At 74.7% G+C, this 23,702-nt stretch carries 22 protein-coding genes; 11 read left to right on the plus strand and 11 right to left on the minus strand.

The window, feature by feature from the left end:
* Nucleotides 1-291: 291 nt before the first annotated feature.
* Nucleotides 292-885 (minus strand): fasciclin domain-containing protein, encoded by a 594-nt coding sequence (locus tag ACFV8H_RS16350; RefSeq protein WP_380400246.1) that lies wholly within the window; start codon nt 883-885, stop codon nt 292-294.
* 169 nt (nt 886-1,054) lie between these two features.
* A complete protein-coding gene (locus ACFV8H_RS16355) occupies nt 1,055-1,702 on the minus strand; it encodes a TetR-like C-terminal domain-containing protein (protein WP_380400248.1) in 648 nt (215 codons plus the stop codon).
* 112 nt (nt 1,703-1,814) lie between these two features.
* Between ACFV8H_RS16355 and ACFV8H_RS16360 the strand changes: the two genes are divergently transcribed.
* Nucleotides 1,815-3,032, plus strand: coding sequence for an alpha/beta hydrolase family protein (locus ACFV8H_RS16360; RefSeq protein WP_380400250.1), 1,218 nt, complete (start codon nt 1,815-1,817; stop codon nt 3,030-3,032).
* A gap of 56 nt (nt 3,033-3,088) precedes the next feature.
* A complete protein-coding gene (locus ACFV8H_RS16365; protein ID WP_380400252.1) occupies nt 3,089-4,285 on the plus strand; it encodes an erythromycin esterase family protein in 1,197 nt (398 codons plus the stop codon).
* A 45-nt stretch (nt 4,286-4,330) separates the two neighbouring features.
* Here the strand turns inward: ACFV8H_RS16365 and ACFV8H_RS16370 are convergent, their stop codons facing one another.
* From ACFV8H_RS16370 to ACFV8H_RS16380, 3 genes are read right to left on the minus strand one after another with little or no spacing between them, the layout of a single operon-like run.
* The gene (locus ACFV8H_RS16370) at nt 4,331-4,909 is read right to left on the minus strand and encodes a hypothetical protein (RefSeq protein ID WP_380400254.1); all 579 of its coding nucleotides are present in this window, start codon (nt 4,907-4,909) and stop codon (nt 4,331-4,333) included.
* Between the two features lie 14 nt (nt 4,910-4,923).
* Entirely contained in the window at nt 4,924-5,091 is a 168-nt protein-coding gene (locus tag ACFV8H_RS16375; protein WP_380400256.1) for a hypothetical protein, read from the minus strand.
* Nucleotides 5,092-5,146: 55 nt separating this feature from the next.
* Nucleotides 5,147-5,479, minus strand: a complete 333-nt coding sequence (locus tag ACFV8H_RS16380) for a suppressor of fused domain protein (RefSeq protein WP_380400258.1) — start codon at nt 5,477-5,479, stop codon at nt 5,147-5,149.
* Nucleotides 5,480-5,970: 491 nt separating this feature from the next.
* On the opposite strand from ACFV8H_RS16380, the gene ACFV8H_RS16385 reads away from it, so the two are divergent.
* Both ACFV8H_RS16385 and ACFV8H_RS16390 read left to right on the plus strand, forming a co-directional pair.
* Nucleotides 5,971-7,290, plus strand: coding sequence for a helix-turn-helix domain-containing protein (locus ACFV8H_RS16385; RefSeq protein WP_380400260.1), 1,320 nt, complete (start codon nt 5,971-5,973; stop codon nt 7,288-7,290).
* A gap of 99 nt (nt 7,291-7,389) precedes the next feature.
* Nucleotides 7,390-8,319, plus strand: coding sequence for a YhjD/YihY/BrkB family envelope integrity protein (locus ACFV8H_RS16390; protein ID WP_380400262.1), 930 nt, complete (start codon nt 7,390-7,392; stop codon nt 8,317-8,319).
* A gap of 31 nt (nt 8,320-8,350) precedes the next feature.
* Here ACFV8H_RS16390 and ACFV8H_RS16395 read toward each other — a convergent pair whose 3' ends face one another.
* The 6 genes from ACFV8H_RS16395 to ACFV8H_RS16420 all read right to left on the minus strand — a co-directional run bounded on the left by ACFV8H_RS16395 (nt 8,351) and on the right by ACFV8H_RS16420 (nt 14,260).
* Nucleotides 8,351-8,788: a hypothetical protein gene (locus tag ACFV8H_RS16395; protein ID WP_380400264.1), complete on the minus strand. Its 438-nt coding sequence runs from the start codon at nt 8,786-8,788 to the stop codon at nt 8,351-8,353.
* A gap of 117 nt (nt 8,789-8,905) precedes the next feature.
* Nucleotides 8,906-10,186 carry a hypothetical protein gene (locus tag ACFV8H_RS16400; RefSeq protein ID WP_380400266.1) on the minus strand — a complete coding sequence of 427 codons (1,281 nt, stop codon included), beginning with the start codon at nt 10,184-10,186 and terminating at the stop codon, nt 8,906-8,908.
* 255 nt (nt 10,187-10,441) lie between these two features.
* A complete protein-coding gene (locus tag ACFV8H_RS16405) occupies nt 10,442-11,254 on the minus strand; it encodes a ferritin-like domain-containing protein (RefSeq protein WP_380400268.1) in 813 nt (270 codons plus the stop codon).
* On the minus strand, nt 11,251-12,057 hold the full coding sequence (locus ACFV8H_RS16410; RefSeq protein WP_380400270.1) for a ferritin-like domain-containing protein: 807 nt from the start codon (nt 12,055-12,057) through the stop codon (nt 11,251-11,253). The genes ACFV8H_RS16405 and ACFV8H_RS16410 overlap by 4 nt, the downstream gene beginning before the upstream one ends.
* 196 nt (nt 12,058-12,253) lie before the next feature.
* Nucleotides 12,254-12,670 carry a hypothetical protein gene (locus tag ACFV8H_RS16415; protein ID WP_380400272.1) on the minus strand — a complete coding sequence of 139 codons (417 nt, stop codon included), beginning with the start codon at nt 12,668-12,670 and terminating at the stop codon, nt 12,254-12,256.
* Nucleotides 12,671-12,736: 66 nt separating this feature from the next.
* Nucleotides 12,737-14,260 (minus strand): MFS transporter, encoded by a 1,524-nt coding sequence (locus ACFV8H_RS16420; protein ID WP_380400274.1) that lies wholly within the window; start codon nt 14,258-14,260, stop codon nt 12,737-12,739.
* A gap of 155 nt (nt 14,261-14,415) precedes the next feature.
* Between ACFV8H_RS16420 and ACFV8H_RS16425 the strand changes: the two genes are divergently transcribed.
* The 7 genes from ACFV8H_RS16425 (at nt 14,416) to ACFV8H_RS16455 (ending at nt 23,697) form a co-directional block, all read left to right on the plus strand.
* On the plus strand, nt 14,416-15,318 hold the full coding sequence (locus ACFV8H_RS16425) for a MarR family winged helix-turn-helix transcriptional regulator (RefSeq protein ID WP_380400276.1): 903 nt from the start codon (nt 14,416-14,418) through the stop codon (nt 15,316-15,318).
* Nucleotides 15,319-15,453: 135 nt separating this feature from the next.
* On the plus strand, nt 15,454-15,987 hold the full coding sequence (locus ACFV8H_RS16430) for a PadR family transcriptional regulator (RefSeq protein WP_380400278.1): 534 nt from the start codon (nt 15,454-15,456) through the stop codon (nt 15,985-15,987).
* Nucleotides 15,984-16,670, plus strand: coding sequence for an ABC transporter ATP-binding protein (locus ACFV8H_RS16435; RefSeq protein WP_380400280.1), 687 nt, complete (start codon nt 15,984-15,986; stop codon nt 16,668-16,670). Before ACFV8H_RS16430 ends, ACFV8H_RS16435 begins: the two co-directional genes overlap by 4 nt.
* A complete protein-coding gene (locus ACFV8H_RS16440; protein ID WP_380400282.1) occupies nt 16,667-19,057 on the plus strand; it encodes an FtsX-like permease family protein in 2,391 nt (796 codons plus the stop codon). The genes ACFV8H_RS16435 and ACFV8H_RS16440 overlap by 4 nt, the downstream gene beginning before the upstream one ends.
* 139 nt (nt 19,058-19,196) lie before the next feature.
* The gene (locus ACFV8H_RS16445) at nt 19,197-20,807 is read left to right on the plus strand and encodes a carboxylesterase/lipase family protein (RefSeq protein ID WP_380400284.1); all 1,611 of its coding nucleotides are present in this window, start codon (nt 19,197-19,199) and stop codon (nt 20,805-20,807) included.
* A gap of 362 nt (nt 20,808-21,169) precedes the next feature.
* Entirely contained in the window at nt 21,170-22,657 is a 1,488-nt protein-coding gene (locus ACFV8H_RS16450; protein WP_380400286.1) for a phenylacetate--CoA ligase family protein, read from the plus strand.
* Nucleotides 22,654-23,697, plus strand: a complete 1,044-nt coding sequence (locus ACFV8H_RS16455; protein WP_380400288.1) for a hypothetical protein — start codon at nt 22,654-22,656, stop codon at nt 23,695-23,697. Before ACFV8H_RS16450 ends, ACFV8H_RS16455 begins: the two co-directional genes overlap by 4 nt.
* The last annotated feature ends 5 nt before the right edge of the window (nt 23,698-23,702 follow it).

A 23,702-nucleotide genomic window follows, 5' to 3' on the forward strand; every position in this document is an offset into this window, starting at 1 on the left:
CACCCACGAGCACGTGGGTGGGCGGACAACAGGACCGTCACGCGAATGCCCGCGTGCGTGAGCAAGAGAATTGCCGAGGTCAACGGCTCGTACGGTTGATCGGACGTCGTGTCATCGTATTTTCGTCCCGGAATGCGCGCTTTCGGCCCAGCGCCCGACTTCGTTCGGCGCAGCGGACGGCCGGGGGCAGCAAGCGGCTGGTGGCGGGGCCGCTGCCGGACCGACGGCCGACCGGGGCGGAAACGCAAGGCGGGCCGGTCCAGGGGACCGGCCCGCCACGGGAGGGGGGTGTCAGCCGAAGGCCGGCACCGTGTCCAGGATCGCCAGCCGGGCGTTGGCCGTCTTGATGCTGCCGCAGAGCACCTGGGCCCCGCCGATGCGGTAGTCCTCGCCGCTGCCGCTGGCCTTGATGACGGCGCCCTGCAGCGAGTTGTACTGCTTGTCCTGGAGGTCGTCCTTGCGCAGGTCGCGGACGACGATGAGCTTGCGGACCAGGTCGCCGGCGCCCTGCTGGGTGCCGAGGGTCTTCTTCTGGTCCTCCGTCAGCTTGGCGAAGGCGGCGTCGTTCGGGGCGAAGACCGTGACGTTCTCCATCGAGTCGAAGATGTCCTTGGCCTTGGCGGTCTTGACCAGCGTGGACAGCTGGGAGAGGTCCTTGGTCTGGTCGATCGCGGTCAGGACGGGCGTGCCGCCCATCGCCTCCAGGCTGCCGGCACCCTGGCCGGGCAGCGCGGCGCACGCCTGACCGAAGGCCTTCTCCGGCGGCGGGGGCGCGACGGCCACCGGGCCCGCGCCGCTGACGCCGGCGCCGCTGCAGCCGGCGAGCGGGGCGAGGACGAACGCCAGGGCCACGAGCATGGCGGGGCGGTGGGTGCGACGGCTCATTGCGGAGCTCCTCCTTGGGGGAACCGGTCGAATCGCGCCGGATGCGCCGATACGCCCCAGATAGTGGCACCACGCCGGGCCGCCTGACGGGAGGTCGGGCCCGTACCGCCCCGCCCGTCACCCGTCCGCCGTCGTGCGGGCGGCCCGCGCCGCGCCGCGCCGCACCCCGTCAGGCGCGGAAGGCCGCGAGCAGCTTGTCGGTGAGGCGGTCGAGGTGGTCGGGGGCGGTCGGGGTGTGGACGACGGCGAGGCGCCAGTAGAGCGGGCCGACCAGGAGGTCGAGGGCGATCTCGCGGTCCACGTCGGCGGGGAGCTCGCCGCGGTCGACCGCCCGTTCCAGGAGCTGGGTGGCCCTGCCGCGACGCGCGTCGCGGACGTTGGTGAGCAGGGCCCGGGCCAGTTCGGGGGTGCGGCCGGCCTCGGCGAGCAGGTCGGGGATGATCCGCGCGGGGAGCCGCTGGTTGAGCGCGTCGGCGACCTCGGTGACGAAGGCCAGGACGTCGCCGCGCAGGGTTCCGGTGTCGGCAGGTCCGGACTCGGCGACGGCGACGGCGGAGACCAGGTCGACGGTCATCTCCAGCTTGGAGGCCCAGCGGCGGTAGATGGCCGCCTTGCCCGCGCCGGCGCGCTTGGCCACCGCCTCCAGGGAGAGCCGGGCGTAGCCGACCGCGGCGAGCTCCTCGAAGAACGCCTCGGCGATGGCCTCGGTCACCGAGTCCTGGAGGACGGGCCCGCCGGGCAGCCTGCGTGCGGGGGCGCGGCCGGGGGCGGAGGCGGGGGTCGAGGGCGGGGGCGGGGGCGTGGGGGTGCTGGGCATGCCCCGAACCTACACGAGGCGGAACGGTTGCGTCTCGACTGGGCGAGGTCTATCGTCGACATCGAAGGCGAGACGAAACCGTTCCGTCTCGACAAACGGTCTGGGGTGCACCATGCAGTTCCTGTACGAGGACGAGTCCTTCTCCTTCGAGGCCCTGCGCGCGGCCGGCTTCGCCAACGACGGCGGCGCCGACCTGGGCGAGGTCCTGACCACCCTCCGCAACGTCGCCGCGGGCGACGAGGAGGCCTGGCTGCGCGAGTGGAAGCGGACCGCGCAGCGCGTCCACGCCATCGGCACCGGCGCCCTCGCCGCCGGCCACCGGGTCAGCGCCCGCGAGGCCCTGCTGCGCGCCTCGAACTACTACCGCACCGCCGAGTTCTACCGCCGCGACGACCCCGCCCACGACCCCGAGGTCAAGACCCTCTCCGCGCTCTCCCGCGAGACCTTCGCCACCGCCGCCGGACTGCTGGACCACCCCGTCGAGGCCGTGCGCATCCCCTACCAGGACACCACCCTCCCCGGGTACCTCTTCCTGGTCGACGACTCCGGCCTCCCCCGCCCGACCGTCGTCTTCACCAGCGGCTTCGACTCCACCCTGGAGGAGGCCTACTTCGTCATCGGCGCGGCCGCGCTGCGCCGCGGCTACAACGTGCTGGCCTACGACGGCCCCGGCCAGGGCGCCGTACTGCGCGAGCAGGGGCTCACCTTCCGCCCCGACTGGGAGGCCGTGGTCACCCCGGTGGTCGACTACGCCCTCACCCGCCCGGAGATCGCCCCCGACCGGATCGCCCTGTTCGGCTACAGCCTCGGCGGCTACCTCACCGCCCGCGCCGCCGCCCACGAGCACCGGCTGGCCGCCCTCGTCCTGGACGACGGCCTGTACGACTACCACAACGCCCACACCCGGGTCATGCCGCCGTTCCTCCTGGACTGGGTCGAGAGCGGGCGCGACGACCTCGCCGACCCGGTGCTCGGCCTGATGATGCAGGCGGTCACCCAGCTGCGCTGGGCCCTGCGCAACGGCGTGTGGGCCTTCGGCGCGAGCTCCGCCTCGGACTACATCCGCCGGACCGCCGCCTACACCCTCGAAGGCGTGGCCCCGCTCATCGCCTGCCCCACCCTCGTCCTGGACGCCGAGGACGACCAGTTCTTCCGCGGCGAGCCCCAGCGGGTCGCGGCCGCCCTGACCTGCCCGCACACCCTGATCACCCTCCCCGAGTCCGAAGGCGCGGGCGAGCACTGCCACATGGGCGCCATGGCGCGCTTCCAGCAGGTCGCCTTCGACTGGCTCGACACCACCTTCGCCCCGGCCCCCGGGGGCACGGCCTGACCCCGTCGCACCCCGCCCTTGACCTCAAGTCGAGTTGAGGATCGAGACTGATCGACATGCCGAACACCACCGCAGCTTCCCGCCCGCACACCGACGCCGCCCTCCCCCTGCCCGACGGCGAACTCGACGCGATGGCCGGGCGACTGGCCGCCGGGGCGGCGGTGGTCGGCCTCGGCGAGTCCACCCGCTTCGCCCGGGAGACCTTCGGGGTGCGGGACCAGCTCTTCCGCCGACTCGTCCGGGACCACGGCTTCCGCGCCCTGGCCGTCCAGGACGGCACGGGAGTCGGTGAAGCCCTCGACGCGTACGTACGCGGCGGCGAGGGCTCGGCGGCGGACGCCCTGGCCGGGGCCTGGCGGCCGGGGCGCACCGAGGAGATGGCCGGCGCGCTGGAGTGGATCCGGGCCTTCAACGGTGACCACCCGGACGACCCGGTCCGGATCCTCGGGGTGAAGCCGGTCCAGGCCCGGGACGCCGACTACGAAGCCGCCCTGGCTCAGGTGCGCGCGGCGGCGCCGGAGCGGCTCGCGGAACTGGCGGCCCACCTGGAGCCGATCCGTACGGCCCATCGGATCGACGAGCACGTGCAGCGGGCGCGGGGTGTCCACCCCGGCCGGCCGTTCGCTGAACACGCCCGCGCCACACTGGCGTTGGTCGAGTCCCTGCCCGGCACCGGAGCCGGATCCGGTGATGGTGACGGTGACGCCGTCACCAGGATGCGGCTGATCGTGGACTTCCACGAGCACAGCGTCGCCGGGCGCGGCACCTACGCGGGCGAGGCCGAGCTGTGGGCGGGGGCCATCGCCGCCTTCCAGCACCGCACCGGCCTGCGCACCGTCTACTGGGACGGCATCGCGCACACCGCGGCGACCGAGGCGGTGCTCGGCGTCGCACCCGAGCGGGGCCCGCAGGCCACCGTCGGCAGTCTGCTCCGCGGGCGCTACGGCGGGCGGTACGTCTCGGTGGCGATCGGCTTCCACCACGGCGACCTCGGGGCCGCCGTCGCCCCCGCACCGGCCGCGGACCTGGTCGACGCGAGGCTCGGCGAGCCCGGCCTGCCCGCCCGCTGGCTGGACCTGCGCCGGGCGGAGGTCCGCCGCGCGTGGGACGGCCCGGCGAAGGCACGGGTGGTCAGCGGCCTCTACACCCCGGAGCGCGACGCCGTCGAGCACCTGGCCGTGGACTCCCTGGCCGACGCGTTCGACGTCCTGGTCCACGTCCGCCGGGCTTCCCCGGTGCACTGGCTGCCGTGAGCGGCCCGCCGGCGGGGCCCGCGCCGACGACCGCCCCCCGGTCGGTCAGCCGAAATCCGGGTCGACCGGCGGCCACGGGTAGCCGAGTTGCTCGGCGTGGTGCGAACCGCCCCAGACCTCGGCGGTGGCCCGGGGGGCGGTCGCGGTCAGCCGGGCCTCCAACTGCTCGGCCTGGGCCGACGGGTCGTCGGCGGAGATCGGCAGGGCGATGCCGAACTGGAGCCAGGGCAGGTCGGTTTCGGCCCGGTCGCGGGGGTGCAGCAGGAGGAGATGGATCCGGTCGGGGTTCTCGCGGTGGCTCCAGACGGCATCCACCTCGCAGTCCCACCTGAGCAGCCAGTCCGTCCGGCTCCGGAGCCGCGCTTCGAGCAGCCGCGCGACCGCTCCGGTCGTCGTCTCCCAGGCGCGGTCCGCCTCGGCCCGCCGGACCTCGGCCTCGTACGGCCCTGCGGCGAACCGGAGTTCCGGCAGGTCGACGTCCCCGGAGGCCGAATTGCGCCAGCCCGACCAGACGACCTGCTCCCCGTCGCGGCCGACCGTCACGTACAGCGCGCCGCAGCACTTCTCGCAACCGCAGCCGGCCCACGCGAGGCGGACCTCGTGGGACGCCTCGCGGGCCTGCAACGGCCCGTCCGGGCTCAGGAGGTACCGGGGCCCACCCCCGCGTACGGGGGGCCGCCGTCGACGTGGGCGGACACGTCCGTCAGGAAATCCCGGCCGTTGACGATCGGCCGGACCTCCAGATACCGGTCCTCCGGCGGTGGGCCGGTGATCCTGAGGCTGAGCACGTCCGGTTCCTTGGGCACGGGCCAAGGATCGGGGATCCGGGCGCCGTTGTCATGCGAATTGTCCGGGCTCCGGTCAGGCAACGGAGGCCCGTGCGGGATCGACCGGGTCGATCGCGTGCTCGTCGAAACGGACTTCGAGCGCCTCCAGGCCGCTCTCCCGCCGGAAGTCCTTCTCCGCCTCGGTGATCGGCAACAGCCACAGGATGCGGGCATGGGCTCCGCCGCCCCAGCCGCACACCTCGAAGTCCGGCCCGAAGGGGTACGGCAGGCTCACCAGGTAGTGGTCGCAGGCGGATTCGTCGAGCCACGGGCGGCCGATCGGGACGGTGTGTCCGACGTCGAGCCGCTGGTGCACCGGTCCGCAGTGGTAGTACGCGTTGACGGTGATGCTCTCCAGGTTGACCATTCGTCGCGCGGCGCCGCGAGGAAGAACTCCGCGCCGTGGCCGTCGTGCTGGGTCGCCTCCCAGCAGCCCGACGTCACGTACAGCCACCAGTCACCCGGATACGCGGGATGGACCCGGAACACCCGGAATCCGGGCACGCGGTCCTCGATCGGCCCGTCCACACCCGGGACCTCGTCGATGACGCGACCGGGGAGTGTCCGACGGAGGTGGTCGAGGAGGGCGGTGCGTGCTGCGCTGTTCGGCATCCGCTCATGATGCCCGAGCCCGCCGGCGCCGATCGACGGGGTTCGGTACCGGCGGATCACACGATCTTCACCGGATCCGATCCTCGCCGGAGTCGGGGCACCGGCGCTCGCGCAACCGGTCGTGCCGACTGCCACGTCCATCAGCACGGATGGGTAAGGTGGGACGCCGGAACGGGCCCTGAACAGCGGTGACGTGTAAGGGCACCGGGCCGGCGGGGGCGGGACGCGGGGAACGGGAGACGTCGGGTGTCGGACGGGACTGGGGCTGCGGGGACGGAGGAGTTCGCGCGGCTGCTGAGCGAGCTCAAGACGCGCTCGGGGCTGAGCTACGGGACGCTGGCCAAGCGGCTGCACACCAGCACCTCCACGCTGCACCGCTACTGCAACGGGACGGCACTGCCGCACGAGTTCGCGTCCGCGGAGCGCTTCGCGCGGCTGTGCCGGGCGACTCCCGAGGAGCTCGTGGAGCTGCACCGGAGTTGGATCCTGGCCGACGCGGCCCGGGGGCGCCGGGCCGAGCAGCGGGCGCCGGAGACCCCCGCGGCGGACCTGCCCCCGGCGGACCTGCCTGCGGCGGAGGCGGAGGCGGAGCCGGTGGTCGAGGTGGTGTCCGCGGAGCCCGCGCCACCGCGCCGGCGCCGCACGGCGCTGATCGTGTCCGCCACGGCCGTCGCCCTGGTGGCGGCCGTACTGGTGGTCGCACGACCCACGGGCTGGGGCGGCGACGGTGGCCAGGCGAGGGGCGACCAGCAGGCCGCCGGTGCGACGGCGACGACAGTGACCGGGACTGGGACCGGGACCGGGACGGCGACGACGGACAGCGCGACCACGCCCGTCGCCCCGGAACCGCTGCCCACCACCCCCGCAGCCGCCGCCGAAACGACCCCGGCCCCGAGCTCAGCCACGCCCCCGAGCCCGACCGCGACCGCGACCGCGACACCGACCCCGACCCCGACCGACAGCGGCCCCGCGCCGCTCACCGTCGGCACCCGCCCGTACGTCTACGCCGACCCGTGCAGCCAGCACTTCCTGGTGAACAGCGGGCCCGCCCAGGTCGGCCCGCCCGCCCCGGAGCGCGACGCCCCGCGCTGGGCCGCCGCCTACGGCGCGGTGTCCTCCGGCGAGCAGGAGGTCGCCCTCACCGTCCAGGGCACCGGCACGGACACGGTCGTCCTGCTGGGGCTGCACGTGCGGGTCACCGCCAAGGGCGCGCCGCTGGCCTGGAACGACTACTCGATGGGCGTCGGCTGCGGCGGCGGCGTCGACGCCAAGTCCTTCGACATCGACCTCGACCGGGGCAGTCCCGTGATCACCGTGAAGGGCGGGCAGCGCGACTTCCCGTACAAGGTCAGCAAGTCCGACCCCGAGGTCTTCTACGTCACCGCCCACACCAAGGCGCACGACGTCCGCTGGGACCTCACGCTGGACTGGTCCAGCGGCGACCGCCACGGCACCGTCCGCATCGACAACGGCGGTACGCCCTTCCGTACCAGCGCCGACGTCAACCGCCCGGGCTACGACTACCCGTTGGGCGGCGGCGAGTGGATCAAGCGCGAGGGCGGCTGAGCACCCGCGCGGTCGCCCTCCCCCGGCCGTTGCGCCGAACGGCGGCGTGCCCGGGATGCCGGTGAGCGCCCCGTCGCCCAGTCTTGGACGGAATCCGAGATGCTGGCAGCGGGACGGGAGGGCGAGGTGGCGGAACGGCGCGATCGGCCGGGCCGCGATCGCTGGTTCCGCACCGGTTCCGCCTGGTTGCGGGGGCGGACGGCCACGCTGCGCGACGCCCCGTTCCCCAGCCGACTCGCGGCGCAGCTGCTCCACATCCACGTGCTGGACACCGCCACCCGTCTCGCGGCCCAGGCGTTCCTCACGGCCATCCCGGTGGTCTTCGTGCTGGCCGCCTTCATGCCCGACGAGGTGCGCAGCAGCGTGTCCGACTCCCTGCGCACCGTCCTGGGGCTGCGGGGTGCCGCCTACGACGAGTTCACCCAGGTGCTCCGGACGGACAGCGGGAGCGCCACCACCGAGACCTACGGCGGCCTCGGCATCGTGGTGACACTGCTCGCGGCCACCAGTTGCAGCCGGGTGCTGCAACGGCTGTGCGAACGGAGCTGGCACCTCCCCCACCTGGCCGGACGCCTGGCGGCCTGGCGGTGGCTCGCCTGGCTCCTGGTGTGGCTCGCCGTCCTGATCGTCCAGGGCCAGGTGCGGACCGGGTTCGGGCTGGGCGACGGCCTCGGGGTGTTCCTCTACCTGGTCAGCGCCGTCCTGCTCTGGTGGTGGACCCAGCACCTGCTGCTCGGCGGCCGGGTGCCCTGGCTGCCGCTGCTGCCGGGGGCCGTGCTGACCAGTGCGGCGCTGACGGCGCTCGCCTGGGGGTCGCGGCTGTACATCCCCCGCTCGCTGAACCGCAGTGTGGCGCAGTTCGGCCCGCTCGGTCTGGTCTTCACCCTGCTGAGCTGGCTGATCGTGGTGTTCACCGCCATCACGCTCGGCATCGGCATCGGCTACGTGCTGGCCGGCCAGGGCCGGCTGGCCCGGCTGCTGGCGACTCCGGGCGCGGCCCCGGTGGCGACGGAGGAGGAGGAGGAGTGAGCGTCTGCGCCGGGCTCAGGCGTCGTGGGGCTCAGGCGTCGTCGGGGCTCCGGCCGGCCGGTCCGACGCACAGCGCCCAGATGACGAAGGCGTCGATCGCGATCAGGACGAGCGCCCAGAACGGGTAGTAGGGCAGCCACAGGAAGTTGGCGACCATCCCCAGGACCGCGACGACGATGCCGACGCCACGGGCCCAGGGGGCGCCGCTGAAGAGGGCCACGCCCGCGGCGGCGACGACGAGTCCGAGGATGACGTGGATCCAGCCCCAGCCCTCGGTGTTCATCGAGTACACGTAGTGACGGGTGACGATGATCAGGCTGTCCTTGGTGATGGCGGCGATCCCCTGGAAGACCGCCATCGTGCCTGCGGCGATGAGCATGACCGCGGCGAAGACGGTCCACCCGGCCGCGAAGGGGCGGTGCTCGGCGGGCCGGCCGGTACGGCCCGATTCGGTGACACGGCTGGTCATGGCATGGACTCCTTCGACGACGGCCGCCTCGTTCCGGTACGCGGACGGGGACGGGAGACGGGACGGAAGGGAGGGAAGGGAGGGAAGGAACGGAGGGGCCGGGCAGCGGCCCTTCTCTCACCGTAGGACCGAACCGTCCGGCCCGCCGGTGACGACCCGGCCGAACGCGGCGAGCAGGGCCAGGACGGCCAGCACCGCGAGCAGGATCGCGACCAGCAGCAGCACGGTCAGCGCGGTCGGGTCGTCCCACAGGGCGAACACCAGGGCCAGCACCAGGACGGCCGTGCCGGCGAGCCACCGGCGGTGGGCGGCGGTCCAGGTGCCGGCCCGGCCCGCGCGCACGCCGTGGGCGTCGCCCCAGTGGGCGACGGAGTCCGCGGCGCGGTCCGCCCGGCTGCGGGCAGCACGCGGCAGCCGTCCCGAGCCGCCCAGGTAGGCGCCGAGCGCCACCGCCACGCCCAGCACGATCGCGGTGCGCAGGCTGATCCGCAGGAAGTGCAGCAGGGTGTCGAAGACGGCCGCGGCGGCGGCCGGGGACTGTACGGCGGGCGGCAGGTGGTCGAGGTAGTAGTGGCGGGCGGCCACCAGGGCGAGGGCCACCAGCAGGCTGGCCCCGGCCGCACCGAGGGCGGCGGACACCAGGGCCCGGCGTCGGCGGCGGGCCAGCAGGACGCCGACGGCGCCGAGCGACACGGTGAGCACGGGCAGCCAGTTGCCGACCACGTCGAGGGCGTGCGCGGCGCCGCGGATCCGGGCCAGCCGGTCGGACTGGAACAGCACCATGCGCTTGTCCACGTCCGGGATCCGCTCGGCCGGGCTCAGCCCCTCGGCCACCAGCGTGTCTTTCAGCCGGTCGACGACCGAGCCGAGGTCGAGGGTGACCGTGCCGTCGGTGACCTCGACCGCGCCCCGCCCGTGACCGGTGAGGGCCTGGACCACGGCGGTGTGGGCGACCCGGTTGGCCTGGGTCCACACGGTGACGAAGGTGTCGCTGTGCACGACCTGCGTGGCGGCCTCGGTGACCACCTGGTTCACCGCGTCGTCGAGTTTCGGGCCGAGCGCCTTGACCGCCGAGGCGACCCGGGGCGGCAGCCCGCGGGCCTGCAACCAGGCGGCCAGGTCGGAGGTGACCGCCGGACCGTCCACCCGTACGTCCACGGCCTGGGTGATCCGGCTGACCGCCGCGTCCTGGATCGCCGGATCGGTGGCGAGCGGGGCGACCGTCGCCACGTACCGGCCGGTGTCCAGGGCGATGTCGTGCACCCAGACGGTGAGCAGCGACACCGGCACCAGCACGCAGGTCAGCGCGATCAGGACCGCCGACACCGTGCTCCGGACCGGCCGCCCCGCCCGGGAGGCGCGCCCCGGCCGGGCCGGGGGCTCCGGCGGCTCGTTCATCGGGGGGCTCCCAGCGCTCCGTGCGGCGGTGGCGCCGCTGACCACCATTGGCCCGTAGGGCCCGGCGGCCGGCACTCCGGGGTGGGCCGTCCGGGCGAAGGAGGCCTTCCCCCGCGACGGGTGGCCGGAGGGAGGGCGCGCGCCGGCCCGGCCGGCGGGGTGTCGGGTGCCGGTGGGCCGGGCGCGCGCCCGGTCTGGGGTCGTCGGGTCCGGGGGACATCGGACCCGGGGGACGTCGGACCCGGGGTCGTCGGGTCAGACGGTGAGCAGGGTGGGGCTGGCGGCCTTGTCGGTGGGCAGGAAGTCGTCCGGGACGGGGTACTGGCCGAGCACGTAGTTCAGGATGGCCGCGTGCATGGCCTCGACCGGCGCGATGCTGGCCGCGGTGGCGATGCCGGCGGGACTGGTGACGTTGTACGTCGCGAAGAGGTAGGTCTGGGCGGCCTGGTCCTCCAGGTCGAGGGCGAGCTTGGCGACGTCGCCGACGGAGGCGGCCTTGCCGAGCGCGGCCAGGGTCTCCGGCTGGTTGGACAGCGGCACGTCGGTGATCGCGGGCAGGCCGGCGCCGGTGAGGACGGCGTTCCAGGCCTTGGCGTGGTCGGCGTGCTGGGCCATCGCGGTGGTGACGAAGGTCGCCACCGCCGGGGGGACGGTGCCGAGCTTGCCGGCCTTGGCGGCGTCCAGGGTGGCCTGGTAGGCGCCGACGGCCTGGTTCTCCAGGGCGGTGGCCAGCGCGACGACCTGGAGGTCCCCGGTGTACCTCCCGGACGCCGACGCCGACGCCGAGCCGGGCATCGTGCCGGCCGGGCTGGACGGCGCCGGGTCCTTGACGTCCTTGCTGCTGGAGCAGGCGGCCAGCGTCAGGGCCGCGGCCACCCCGCCCGCGCCGAGCAGGAAGCGGCGCCGGGCCAGCTCGGCCTGGCCGGTGACGCGGATCTGGTCGGCCAGCTCGCGTGCGCTCTCGCGCATGACCGGGAGGGTGGCGCGGTGGGCCTCGTCCATGTCCCTGGTCAGGCGGGCGAGTTCGGCCTCGCCGATGGCGGGCTCCCAGGTGCGGTCGGTGCTCACTTCACGGCCCCTTCGGTGATCGGGGAGGCGTTGTCGGTCTTGTAGAAGGCGTCGGGGAAGCCCACGCTGCCCGCGGCCGCGGGCAGCTTCGCCGGGTCGACCGGGATGGTGATCAGGTCGGCGGCGTTGCCCGCCAGCAGCGCCTGCACGGCCAGCAGGACGGCACGGTGCTGGGCCTCGACCGGGGCGACCGAGGCGAACAGCTTGCGCAGGTCGGCGTTGCTCACCTGGCCGACGTTCTTGGTGTACGTCTGGGCGGCGACGTCCTCCAGCGTGATGGCGAGCTTCACCACGTCGGCCGGGGTCTTGATGGTGGGCAGGGTCTGGTCGACGACGGCCTTGTACTTCGGGTCGGGGTCGTTCTGCGCCTGCCCGCCGGCGGTGGTCGCGGCGGCGTTGAAGGCCTTGGCGTGGGCCTGGTGCTGCTCGGTGGTCTTGGCGATGAACGCGGCGACCGTCTTGTTGCCGTCCTTGATGAACGGCAGTGCGGCGGCGGTCTGGTAGACGCTGACCGCCAGGTTCTCCAGGGACGCGGCGGTCTGCAGCGCCCTGATGTCGTCGGCGGAGGCGGACGCGGAGGCCGACGGCGAGGCCGCCGCGGCGCGCACGGCGCTCAGCAGACCGGCCCCGCCGGCCAGGGCGCCGAGGGTCGCCCCGCGCTGCCACCAGCGGCGCGGGGGCTCGGTGCCCTCCGCGAAGTCGGTCAGCGCTCCGCGGCTGATCCGCAGCGCGTCGCTGTTCAAGTCCTGTGACTGCTCGGTGAGTTCTTCCAGCAGCCGGGTGTCGATGTGCTCGCTGGCCATCATGTCCCGTCTCGGCCAGGCGGTCGGCCGGATGCCGGACCGCTCTGCCCTGACGTTCGGCACGCTCGCCCGCCCGGCTTGGTCCGGTACCCCGAACGGCCCCCGAATTCACCCCTGGGGGTGAGCTGCGGGGGCGAAAGGTGACCGGGGCGGGCGCTCTGCCGGGGCGGCCGGAGCCGCCCCGGCCGATGGGCGGTCAGGCGCCGTCGAGGATGCCGGCGATCTTGTCGGCCATCGCGGCCTGGGCCGGGTTGGCGCCGGGGCGGGCGTGCTGGGCGGCCCGCATCGCGACCGTCAGGGTGGCGCGGAAGTTGTCGGTCTCCTCGGGGGCCTTGGCGTCCAGCAGCGCCAGGGAGCGGCGGATGGCGTCGAAGACCCGGTCGGCGATGTCGGCGGTGGAGCTGCCGTCGAGCTTGAGGCCCTTGGGCTTCTCGGCGAGGACGCGCCCGGTGAGGCCGGTGGCGGAGCTGAGGGCCTTGCCGGCGGCCATGCCGGCCTTGGCGGAGGAGATCGCGCCGGGGTCGGAGGCGGCCATCAGCACGACGACGCCGTGGGCGGCGGTCTGGAGGGTGAGCCGGTCGTCGGCGGTCAGGACGGCGGTGGTGTCGGACATGGTGGGTTTCCTTCTCTCCGGGTTCGGTGTGGAGCAGGGGCCGTGAGTGATCGAGCGGTCGAGCGGTCAGTGGGCGGCGGGCAGGAGGTCGCCGGCCTCCTCCTCGTCGGCGGGCTCGTGGCGGGCCAGCCGGCTGGCGGGCAGGAACAGGCCCGCGAGGGCGGCGAGGAGGTAGCCGGCGACGCAGACCAGGGCGCCGGCCAGCAGGGCGGTGCGCAGGACGGCGGGGTCGTAGCCGTCGTGGGTGCGGCCGAAGAAGACCACTCCGGTGACGGCAACGCCGAGGGCCGCGCCGAACTGCTGGAAGGTGCTGTAGACGCCGGAGGCGGCCCCGGCCTCGCGGACGTCGACGGTCGCCAGGGCGAGGTCGACCAGCGGCACGACGAGGAGGCCGAGGCCCAGGCCCGCCAGGGCGAGCGGCCACAGCAGGTCCCAGCCGGACAGGCCCGCGCCGTGGGAGTCGACGACCTGGCGCACCCAGGCGGCACCGCCGGCCTGCATCAGGGCGCCCAGGACGACGAGCGGCTTGCCGGCCTTCCGGGCGAGCGGCACCGAGACGCCCGAGCCGAGGAAGGCGCCCGCGGTGAACGGCAGCAGCGTCAGCCCGGAGGCCATGGCGGAGAAGTGCAGGCCGAGCTGGAGGTAGAGGGCGAGGATCAGGAAGAACCCGGCCATGGCGCCGGAGAAGCACAGCTGGACGAGGCTGCCGGCGGCGAAGCCCCGCCGGCCGAACAGGTGCATCGGCGCCAGCGGCGAGCCGTCCCGGCGCATCCGGCGCCGCTGGTTCACCACGAACCCGCCCAGCACGACCGGGGCCGCGGCCAGCATGGCCAGGATCCAGCCGGGCCAGCCCGACTCCCGGCCCTCGACCAGCGGGAAGACCAGCAGGAACAGGCCGGTGGAGACGAGCAGCAGGCCGGGGACGTCCACGCGCAGCGGGTGGGCCGAGCGGGTGTCGGGCACCAGGAGCCGGGCGGCGACGAGCAGGGCGACGCCGACGGGGACGTTGATGACGAAGATGCTGCGCCAGCCGATGCCGAAGGCGTCGGCGGAGACGAGCCAGCCGCCGAGCAGGGGGCCGGCGACGGCGGCCATCCCGGAGACGGCGCCGATGATGCCGAGGATCGCGGCGCGCTCCCTGGGCCGGTACAGGGCCTGCACGGAGGCGAGGACCTGGGGGACCATGAGGGCGGCGAAGGCGCCCTGGACGACCCGGGCCGCCACCAGCGCGTCGCCGCTCTGTGCGAGTGCGGCGGCGAGCGAGGCGGCGGTGAAGCCGGCGACCCCGGCGAGGAACACCGTCCGGCGGCCGATGATGTCGCCGAGCCGTCCGCCGGTGATCAGGACGATCGCGAACGCCAGGGTGTAGCCGCCGACGACCCATTCCAGGTGGCCGGGGGTGGCGTGGACGTCCTTCTGGATGGCGGGCAGGCCGACGTTGACGATGGTGGTGTCGAGCAGGTCCATGAAGGACGCGACGATCAGGACGAGCATCGCGAGGCCGCGGCGGTGGTGGGCGGGCGGGGTGTCCGGGGAGGCGGCGGCGGGCGCCTGGGCTCCTCCGGGCATGGGGGTGCGCTGCTTGGACATGGCCTTCTTCGTTCGGTTTCGGAGGGGTGGGGGCGGGCCCCGGCCGTGGCCGCACCGCCCAAGATGTTTCGTTCGGACGAAAGAAGCATAGCAAGTAGTTCGGTTCAGCGAAACAAGTAGTTCGGCGAAGCGAAGCAGCTTGCTAATCTGGGCGCATGACGACCACCGACCAGCCCTCGCGCGGCGAGCTCATCGCCCGGCTCAACACGGCCGGGCGGGAGCTGAGCACGGCCGCGGTCATGTTCCACAGCGCGCTCGCGCAGCTGCACGGACTGAGCAGCACCGAGGAGAAGGCCATCGACCTGCTCCAACGGTTCGGCCCGCTCACCGCGCGCGAACTCGGCGAGCACTCCGGGCTCGCCCCGGCCTCGGTCACCGGGCTGGTCGACCGGCTCCAGCGCAAGGGCTTCGCCCGGCGGATCCCCAACCCCGCCGACAAGCGCAGCGTGCTCATCGAGGCCCCGGAGGCCCCCGCCGAGGCCCTCGCACCGCACTTCGAGCACTTCATGAGCGGCATGGACGAGCTGTACGCGCGCTACAGCGACACCGAACTCGCCACCATCGCGGGCTTCCTCACCGCCGGCGCCGCCGTCCAGCGCGAGGCGACCGCACAGCTGACCGCCGAGCTGCCGGGCACCCGGCCGGGCGTCGGCGAGCCCGCCCTCACCCAGAGCCAGAAGCTGACCGTCCAGACCGCCGCCCACGGCGTCGTCGCCCTGATGGCCGCCGCCGACCCCGGGGCGTTCTCCTCCGCCCGGGCCGGGATGGCCGCCGGAAAGGCCCTCAGCTCCGCCACCGGTCTGACCGGACGCGTCCTGGCCGAGAAGCCCAAGGGCTTGAAGCTCGGAGGCAAGTCGACCGCCGACATCGCCGACCAGGTCTTCCCCGCCCTCGCCGCCTCGGCCGCGCTGCTCGGGGACGCCGACCCGGGCGAGGCCGAGAACTTCCGCTCCGTCATCCGGGTCGCGGTGGAGGCCGCGCTGCGGATCCGCACCCCCGCGAGCCCGGCCATGACCGCCATGGCCGCCCGGATCGGCGAGGCGCTCGACCGCGCCTGACGCCCCCGGCGTGCACGCCCCGCCCGGGCGGGGCGTGCACGCGTGCGGGGTCGCCGTCCGAGCAGGGATGGTTCCAGTGGGGTCGCATGCCTCGCTATACACACCATGTATAGCTGGTGTGTATAGTCGATGATCATGGCACTCGGACAGATGCTCCTCGGGCTGCTGGAAGACCAGCCCCGCCACGGGTACGACATCAAACGGCTCTACGACGACCACTTCGGGCGCGACCGCGCCCTGCACTACGGGCAGGTCTACGCCACCCTCTCCCGGCTGTTGAAGAACGGCCTGGTCGTCGTGGAGGGCGTCGAGGCCGGCGGCGGCCCGGACCGCAAGCGGTACGCGATCACCGACGCGGGCGTCACCGACCTCGCCGGCTGGCTCGCCCAACCGGAGGACCCCCAGCCGTACCTGCAGAGCACGCTGTACCAGAAGGTCGTGCTCGCCATCCTGACCGGCCGCTCGGCGACCGACGTGCTGGACGTCCAGCGGGCCGAACACCTGCGGACGATGCGCGAACTGACCCGCCGCAAGCTCGACGGCGACCTCACCGACGAACTGATCTGCGACCACGCCCTGTTCCACCTGGAGGCCGACCTGCGCTGGCTGGAGCTGACCGCCGCCCGCCTCGACGACCTCACCACCCGCCTGACGGAGAAGCCGCGTTGACCACCGACCAGCCCCTGCTCCAGGCCCGGGACCTGCACAAGTCCTTCGGCCTCACCCCGGCCCTCGACGGCGCCTCCCTCACCGTCGCCGCCGGCGAACTCGTCGCCGTGATGGGCCCCTCCGGCTCGGGGAAGTCCACCCTGCTGCACTGCCTGGCCGGCATCACCCGCCCCGACCGCGGCACCATCAGCTACCAGGGGCAGGACCTCACCGCCCACTCCGACGCCCGGCTGAGCGCGCTGCGGCGCACCGAGTTCGGCTTCCTGTTCCAGTTCGGCCAACTCGTCCCGGAACTCACCTGCCTGGAGAACGTCGCGCTGCCGCTGCGCCTCAACGGCCTGCGCCGCAGGGCCGCCGAGGCCCGGGCCACCGAATGGCTGGAGCGGCTGGAGGTCGCGGACCTCGCCGCCAAGCGCCCCGGCGAGGTCTCCGGCGGCCAGGGCCAGCGGGTGGGCGCCGCCCGCGCGCTGATCACCGGCCCCAAGGCGGTGTTCGCCGACGAGCCGACCGGCGCCCTCGACTCCCTCAACGGCGAACGCGTCATGAAGCTGCTGACCCGCGCCGCCCGGGAGACCGCCGCGGCCGTCGTGCTGGTCACCCACGACGTACGGGTCGCCGCCTACGCCGACCGGGAGATCGTCGTCCGGGACGGCCGCACCCTCGACCTGACCCCCGCCCGGTGAGCGCCGCCGACGGGCCGAAGATCCGCTCGCCGTTCCTGGACCAGCTGGGCCTGGGCGTCCGACTGGCCGTCACCAGCGGGCGGGACGGCTGGGGCCGACTGCTGCTCACCGCCCTGGGCGTCGGGCTGGGCGTAGCCATGCTGCTGTTCACCGCCTCCTTCCCGGGCATCGTGCACCACCGCGACCAGCGGCTGTACACCCAGAACGACACCTTCGACGACGAGGCGCTGCCGGCCCCCGGGGACCGGACGGTCCTGATCGCCGTCGCCGACACCACCTTCCACGGCACGCCCGTACGCGGCCGGATCGTCCAGCCCGAGGGGCCGCACCCGGCGCTCCCGCCGGGCGTGGCCGGCTACCCCCGGCCCGGCGAGATGGTCGTCTCCCCCGCGCTGGCCGAGCTGCTCGCGGACCCCGCCAACCGGCTGCTGCGCGAGCGCCTCCCCCACCCGGTGGTCGGCAGCATCGGAGCGGCCGGACTGCTCGGGCCCGGCCAGGCCGCGTACGTGCTCGGCGGCGACCACCTCTCGGTCGACACCGGCGCCCTACGGATCACCGAGTTCGGCCACTTCTCGCCGCCCAAGCCCATGGATCCCAAGCTGATCCTGCTCAACGCCGTCGGTCTGACGGTGATGCTGGCCCCGGTCGGCGTCTTCCTCGCCGCCGCCGCGCGCTTCGGCGGCGAACGGCGCGACCGCCGGCTCGCCGCCCTGCGGCTCGGCGGAGCGGACCGCCGGATGACCGCGCGGCTCGCCGCCGGGGAGTCCCTCGTGGGCGCGCTGCTCGGCCTGGTCGCGGGCTCGGCGCTGTTCCTGCTCGGCCGTCAGCTGATCGGCCGGATCCGGCTGGCCGGGTTCAGCTTCTACCCCGAGGACGTCGCGCCCCAGCCCGCGATCGCCGCCGCGATCGCCGTGGTCGTGCCGCTGCTGGGCATCGGCGTCACCCTGCTGGCCATGCGCCGGGCCACCGTCGACCCGCTCGGCGTGGTCCGCCGCTCCGGCCCCGCCCGGCGCCGGATCGGCTGGCGGCTGATGCTGCCGCTCGCCGGGCTGGCCGTGACGGTGTTCGCCCTGATCCTGCCCGCAGGGAGCAGGCCGGGCGCCCTCCCGCGCACCGCCGTCCTCGACCCGGTGGGCGACACCCGGGGCTCGATCCTCGTGGCCTTCGGCGTACTGCTGATGCTGGTCGGCGTCTGCACCCTGCTGCCCTGGCTGGTGGAGGCCGTCACCCGGCGGGCCGGCGGCGGCCCGCCGTCCTGGCAACTCGCCGTCCGCCGCCTCCAGTTGGGCTCCGGACCGGCCGCCGCGGCGGTCAGCGGCATCGTGGTGGCCGTCGCCGGGGCGATCGCCCTGCAGACCCTCTTCCTCGGCGTCGGCGCACGCTACGAGGCCTGGTCGCGGCCGCAGGTCACCGCCGGGGCGTACCAGCAGTCGGTGGCCTTCCCCGGCGGTGCGCCCCGGGCGCAGCAGCTCGCCGAGCGCCTGACCCGCAGCCCCGGGGTGAAGGCCGCGGCGGCGTACACCGAGTTCTCCCTGGAGAGCGCGACCGCCAAGTCCTGGGAGCTGCCCGAGGTCCGGATCGCGCCCTGCGCGGTGCTGCGCGAGCTCGCGACCCTGCCCGACTGCCGGGACGGGGACTCCTTCGCCGTCCAGGGCCCGGAGCGGCCGGGCGGCGAACCGGTCCGGCCCGGCACCCTCGTCCACGCCGCCTACTTCCGCGGCTCGGGCGAGCCGGCGGCCTTCCCGCTGCCCGCCGCGACCGCCACCGTCCCGGCCGTCGAGGGCGCGGACCCCAACGGGCGGATCGGCGCCGGCCTGCTGCTCCTCACCCCGGCCGCCGTCCCCGCCGACGCGCTGCGCGGGCAGCCCGCGACCGTCCTGGTGTCGCTCGCGGACGGGCTGCCGGACGCCGAGGAGCAGCTGACCACCGCCGTGATGGCGATCGACCCCCAGGCCCGCGCCGAGTTCCCGCTCGACCGGACGCTCGACCCCACCTACCTGGCGGTCAAGCGGCTGCTGACGGCCGGTTCGACGATCACCCTGCTGCTGGTCTCCCTCAGCCTGCTGGTCGGCCAGCTGGAACGCTTCCGGGAGCAGCGCCGCGTCCTCGGCGTGCTGAACGCGGTGGGCACCCGCCGGCGCGTCCTGGGGCTGTCGGTGCTGTGGCAGACGCTGATCCCGGTGGCCCTGGGCCTGGCGCTGGCGGCCGTCGCCGGCCTGCTGATGGGGGCGCTGCTGCAGTACTCGGCGGGCGTCTCGGCGGCCGTGGACTGGGGCGCGATGCTGACCATGTCCGCGATCGCGGCCGCCGCGGTGCTGCTCACCACCGTCCTGGGGCTGCCGCAGCTGCTGCGCCTGATGAGCCCCGGCGCCCTGCGGCACGAGTAGCGGCCCTGCCGCCCCCTCCACCCCGGGGTGGAGGGGGCACCTCCACCCGCGCGCCTATGACACGGCGTCAGGCCGCCAGCCAGGCTTGGGCCGTGTCACGTCGCGGCCCCGGCCGGGGGTCGCGGGTGCGGAGTCGGAGGTGCGCGTGCACAGGGTGAAGAGGTGGGCGGCGACGGCCGCGGCCACGCTGCTGGCGTTGGCGCCGGCCGGACCGGCGGGAGCCCGGGAGGCCCTGGCGGCCGACGGGTGGCAGGGGCACGGCTGTCGCGCCGTGACCTCGCTGGGCCGGGTGGAGGGGGTGGCGCAGGAGGGCCGGTGCGCCTTCCTCGGAGTTCCGTACGCGGCGGCGCCGACCGGGGCGAACCGGTTCCGGCCGCCGCAGCCGCAGGAGCCGTGGGGCGGCACGCTGCGGGCGGCGGAGGAGAGGCCGGGCTGCCCGGAGGACCTGGGCGCGGGCGGGGAGGGCGTCGAGGACTGCCTGCACCTGAACGTGTGGGCGCCGCGCGCCGGGGGCGGGCACAAGCCCGTCATGGTGTTCCTGCACGGCGGCGCGTTCCAGCTGGACTCCGCCGAGGAGCCGGTGTTCGACGGCGGCCGGATGGCGGTGCGCGGCGACGCGGTGGTGGTGAACCTGGACTACCGGCTCGGCATCCTGGGCTGGACGGAACTCGGCGGCCTCGACCCGGCCTACGCGGGCTCGGGCAACAACGGCCTGCGGGACGAACTGGCCGCCCTGGAGTGGGTGCACCGCCACGTCGCGGCCTTCGGCGGCAACCCCGCGGACGTCACCGTGTTCGGGCAGTCCGCGGGCGCCGTCTCGATCAGCGCGATGCTGGCCGGCGACCACCCGGAGCGGCTGTTCCGGCGGGCCGTCGTGCAGAGCGGCCCGGGCTACCTGGTGCACACCGCCGGCTCCGCGCGGCGCGCCGCCGAGCGCGTGTTCACGACCGGCGGCATCCACTCGGTGGCGGACCTCGACCGGCTGACCACCCGCCAGGTCCTGGAGCTCCAGCAACGCGCCCAGGGCGGCCTGTCCGGGCCGTCCGCGGCCGTCTTCTTCGGCCCCTGGATCGACGGCTCGCTGATCCCCGGCCCGGTGGTCGAGCGGGTCGCGGCCGGCAGCGCCCGCCACGTCGAGGTGATGACCGGCACCACCGAGAACGAGACCGACTTCTGGGCACTGTTCAACCCGTCCGTGCTGGACCTGCCGCTGAGCGGCTACCGGACCTTCCCCGCCGTGCTCGCCGACCGCAAGCAGCGGATGTACGACCGGTACGCGGCGAACCGCCCGGGACTGCCCGAGGGCCGGGTGGTCAACGCGATGCTCACCGACCAGACGGAGCGGATCCCCACCCTGCGCCTCGCCGAGGCGCAGTCCCGCTGGCGGCCCACCTACGTCTACCGGTTCGACTGGCACGTGCCGTACGTCCCCGGGCTGCCGGCCGCCCAGAACCTGGGGGCCGCGCACACCCTGGAACTGCCCTTCGTCTTCGGCGGTCTGCAGCTCGACCGGTTCCCGCGCGGCGCGCAGACCGTGGCCGAGCAGCGGCCCGCGCTCACCCGGCTGTCCGACCGGATGATGACGGCCTGGACGGACTTCGCCCACGGCGACGGGCCGGGCTGGCCGTGCTACACCCCCGACTCCCGGGCCACCCGGATCTGGGACCTCGAACCGAGCGTCCGGTACGCGCCCCACGACGACGAGCGCGCGCTGTGGGACGGCTACGACTTCCCCGACCTGGACTTCTGACCTCGCCGACTCTGCTGTGACAGCAGGGAAGCCGACCATCGGCGGGCGCCGCTCCACCGGCGCCCGCCGACAACTGAGGTGAATCGCCGAGGAATTACCCATGCACATGGGCTGTTCCGGGACCCCGCTCCGTGCCTACACTGCCGCTGCCCGGCGACCATTTCTCGGCCGCGGGCGACACCGCAGCGCGCGACCCGTACGGCCGCGCGCCCGCACGGAGGAGGAACCGACCATGGTCAAGCACTACCTCAAGTACGCCTACAGCACCCTCACCGCCGCGATGTTCCTGCACATGGCCTGATCCGGCCGACCCCGGCCAGGGCCGGGTGGCGTACCGTCCGACCCTGGCCCGGGGAGCCCGCTTGTTCGCGACCGCCATCAGTCAACTGCGCTACGGTGCAGCGATCCTGACGAACCGCCGGATCCGTCCGGGCGACCTGGAACGCCTCGCCCGCGACCTGGTCGACACCATCGCCGAGTTCGGCGAGCCCGGCGAGGACTCGGCGCAGCTGCCCGGCCGGGCCGGGCACGTCGACCCCCAGCTGCGCCGCGAGGTGGCCCGGCGCAGCCTGCGCGCCACCGCCCGCGCCGCCGTCCGGCACACCGCCTACTACCGCCGACGGTTCGCCGAACTCGACCTCGATCCGGCGACCTTGGAGCCCGAGGACTGGTCGCGCGTGCCGGTCACCCCCAAGCAGGCGCTGAAAGCGCTGCCCGCCGCCTTCGTCTCCGCCGCCGCCTCGCCCGCCCTGATGGCGCTCACCACCGGCACCAGCGGTACCCCCACCGCGGTGTGGTTCTCCCGGGCCGAGATCGAGACCGCCATCGCGTTCAGCACCATCTCCGCCGTGCTCGGCCTCGGCCTGCGGCCGCGCCACACCGTCGCCTACGCGGGCTGCTCGCGCGCCACCCTGCCGCTGGTCTACGCCGAGGAGTCGACCACCCGGGCCGGCGCCGGCTTCGTCCAGTTCGGCACCGTCGACCCGGCGTTGGCGCTGGACCGCCTGGCCGCCCCGCTCGGCCTGCCCGGCCGGGCGCCGCAGATCACCCATCTGACCACCTCCGCCTCCTACTTGGCCGCACTCGTCCAGGAGGCCGAGCAACAGAAGTGGCAGCACGGCGACTTCGGGCTGGAGTCGATCAGCGTCGGCGGCGAGGTGCTGTCCGCGCCGCTGCGCCGCCGGGCCGAGGCGGTGTTCGGCGCGGCCGTGGCCTCGGCGTACCTGATGACCGAGATCCTGCCCTCGGGCGCGAGCCCCTGCACCGAGGGCCATCTGCACCACACCACCGAGTTCGGGCACCTGGAGGTGCTGGACCCGGTCAGCGGGGAGCCGACCACCCCGGGCGGGATCGGCACCGTGGTGCACACCCCGTACGTGCCCTACCGCGAGTGCACCCTGCTGCTGCGGTACGCCACCGGGGACCTGGTCCGCCTCCCGGACGGGCAGCCGGACTGCGAACTCGCCCACCTGCCGGCCACCTCCGGGATCCTCGGCCGCTGGTCCGGCCCGCTGAGCACCGCCGTCACCACCCGCGAGGTGCTCGACCTGGTGGAGGCCGAGCCCGAAGTCCCGCTGCCCGCCCGGTACGCGCTCACCGAGGGGCCCGCGGGGCCGACGGGCCCGGCCCGGCTGCACCTGCTGGTCCCCCGGCTGCCCGCGACCGCCCTGCTCGGGCGGCTGGAGGAGCGGGCGGCGGCGGCCGGCCTGCGGCTGTCCGCCATCGTGCTGCACGAGGACCGGGCCGCCATGCCGCCGACCGCACCCGTCCGCGCCGACCTGCGCGAGCACAGCTTCGAAGCACCGGGCGCCAGTGCCCCGGCGCCACCGACCCCAGGAGGCGTTGAATGAGCGTCAGCCCCCTCGCGCTCACCGCGCTGAGCGCCGCCGTCGCCGTCGAGATCGCCGTCGCGGCCCGCTACCTGGCCCGGGTCCGGATGCCCCGGCCGCCGGTCGGGGTGTACACCGGGGGCGACGTCGCCGTGCTCTGCACCGGCGTGGTCCTCGCGCCGCTGCTGTACACCGCGCTGCCCGGGGCGGCCGTCTCCGCCGTGTTCGGCCTGGTCCTGTGCCTGGCCGTGCAGTTCACCCTCGCCCCGCTGCTCACCGCCGCCGGGCTGCGGGCCGCGCCGTGGCCCTGGGCCGCCGCCCTGGCCGGCACCGCCGCCACCGCGCTGGCCGCCCTCACCGGCCACCCGGGCGGGGCCCGGGCGGGCAGCGGCCTGCTGATCGCCGTCGCGGTGGTCGGGGTCGCCAACCTGTGGACGCAGAGCGGCCTGCGGGCCGGGCACACCGCCGCGCTGGCCGCCGTACTCACCGCGTACGACCTGGCCGCCACCACGCTCACCGACACCACGGCCCGCTTCTTCGCGCAGGTCCAGGACCGGCCGTTCGCGCCGATGCTCGCCCTTACCGGCGGGGACCGGCCGGTCGGGGTCGGCCTGGGCGACCTGCTGCTGCTGGTCCTGTTCCCGCTGGTCGCGGCGAAGGCGTACGGTCGGGCGGCGGCCTGGTCCGCCGCGCTCGCGGGCGTCCTGGTGACCAGCGCCGTCAGTGCCTGCTTCGCGCTCGGCGTGCTGTCCGGCGGCTTCCCGCTGCTGACCGCGCTCGGGCCGCTGATCGTCGCCCAGCACCTGTACTGGCGACGGCGTTCGGGCGGTGAGCGCACCACCGCCCGGTGGCGCGAGGGCCGGCCCGGCCCGGCACCGGCGCCGTCCGGCACCGAACTCGCGGCCGCGCTGGCCGCGCCCGCACCCGAGGGCACCCCGCCCGGCAGCTGGCTGGCCCTCGGCGACGGCCGGGTCCTGGGCACCGGCCCGACCCCGGGCCTGGCCCGGCGCGACGCCCGCCGCCAGGGGGCGGACGCCCCCACCACCGCCCGGATGGTCTGAGCACC

Origin of the sequence: Kitasatospora sp. NPDC059827, assembly GCF_042731675.1 — a bacterium.
Lineage (GTDB): Bacteria > Actinomycetota > Actinomycetes > Streptomycetales > Streptomycetaceae > Kitasatospora.

Excerpts from the sequence above, each read along its gene's own strand:
- ACFV8H_RS16355 (WP_380400248.1), bottom strand. The coding sequence starts at position 1,702 with ATGCCCAGCACCCCCACGCCCCCGCCCCCGCCCTCGACCCCCGCCTCC.
- ACFV8H_RS16415 (WP_380400272.1), bottom strand. The coding sequence starts at position 12,670 with ATGTCCGACACCACCGCCGTCCTGACCGCCGACGACCGGCTCACCCTC.
- ACFV8H_RS16350 (WP_380400246.1), bottom strand. The coding sequence starts at position 885 with ATGAGCCGTCGCACCCACCGCCCCGCCATGCTCGTGGCCCTGGCGTTC.
- ACFV8H_RS16360 (WP_380400250.1), top strand. The coding sequence starts at position 1,815 with ATGCAGTTCCTGTACGAGGACGAGTCCTTCTCCTTCGAGGCCCTGCGC.
- ACFV8H_RS16420 (WP_380400274.1), bottom strand. The coding sequence starts at position 14,260 with ATGTCCAAGCAGCGCACCCCCATGCCCGGAGGAGCCCAGGCGCCCGCC.
- ACFV8H_RS16395 (WP_380400264.1), bottom strand. The coding sequence starts at position 8,788 with ATGACCAGCCGTGTCACCGAATCGGGCCGTACCGGCCGGCCCGCCGAG.
- ACFV8H_RS16365 (WP_380400252.1), top strand. The coding sequence starts at position 3,089 with ATGCCGAACACCACCGCAGCTTCCCGCCCGCACACCGACGCCGCCCTC.
- ACFV8H_RS16390 (WP_380400262.1), top strand. The coding sequence starts at position 7,390 with ATGCTGGCAGCGGGACGGGAGGGCGAGGTGGCGGAACGGCGCGATCGG.
- ACFV8H_RS16400 (WP_380400266.1), bottom strand. The coding sequence starts at position 10,186 with ATGAACGAGCCGCCGGAGCCCCCGGCCCGGCCGGGGCGCGCCTCCCGG.
- ACFV8H_RS16425 (WP_380400276.1), top strand. The coding sequence starts at position 14,416 with ATGACGACCACCGACCAGCCCTCGCGCGGCGAGCTCATCGCCCGGCTC.
- ACFV8H_RS16410 (WP_380400270.1), bottom strand. The coding sequence starts at position 12,057 with ATGGCCAGCGAGCACATCGACACCCGGCTGCTGGAAGAACTCACCGAG.
- ACFV8H_RS16455 (WP_380400288.1), top strand. The coding sequence starts at position 22,654 with ATGAGCGTCAGCCCCCTCGCGCTCACCGCGCTGAGCGCCGCCGTCGCC.
- ACFV8H_RS16430 (WP_380400278.1), top strand. The coding sequence starts at position 15,454 with ATGGCACTCGGACAGATGCTCCTCGGGCTGCTGGAAGACCAGCCCCGC.
- ACFV8H_RS16380 (WP_380400258.1), bottom strand. The coding sequence starts at position 5,479 with ATGGTCAACCTGGAGAGCATCACCGTCAACGCGTACTACCACTGCGGA.